This window comes from Paenibacillus sp. 2TAB26, from assembly GCF_052115145.1.
GTDB lineage: Bacteria > Bacillota > Bacilli > Paenibacillales > Paenibacillaceae > Pristimantibacillus.
The window spans coordinates 1-493 of record NZ_JBFRGC010000091.1; the positions used below are offsets into that span (position 1 = coordinate 1).

The following is a 493-nucleotide window of genomic DNA, read 5'->3' on the forward strand; positions in this document are numbered from 1 at the left end:
GATATAATCATTATAGTGATCAATGATGTTGTTTACACTAGTTTTATTCCTGTAAAGCTCCCGTTTGAATCGATCGAATGAAAAGGAGGGGAGATTTTTGATGATTTCTGCTGCTCTTGATTCAATAGCTTTTAGTTCCACTTGTATTTCTTTGTAGCGCCCACGAGGTCTAGGTTCATTATAAGCACGCTCAAATTCTTCTTTACTTAGAGATGAGCCCGTCTCAAAGAGTTTGGCAATACCAAAATAAACACGCAGTTTGACAGGATAATTTCCATCATCCAATACCCTTCTTGTGTCATGATAGAGAGAAATTGTTGCTTCTTTCATTAGAGTAATAGGTTTTAATTGGAGTTCATTTGCACAAAATTTGCACACAAATTGTCAAATTAAGTACAAATATCACATAATAAAGATAAGTAAAATATTTATAACTATTTGAATTACAGCGTATATAAAAACAAATATAAATAAAGATATACTAGTGTAGCCT

At 32.3% G+C, this 493-nt stretch carries 1 protein-coding gene; it reads right to left on the minus strand.

Annotated features, from left to right (window positions below; genetic code table 11):
- On the minus strand, positions 1-330 hold a 330-nt coding region (locus tag AB4Z50_RS36000; protein ID WP_441887285.1), incomplete at its 3' end, for a hypothetical protein.
- Positions 331-493: the final 163 nt, after the last annotated feature.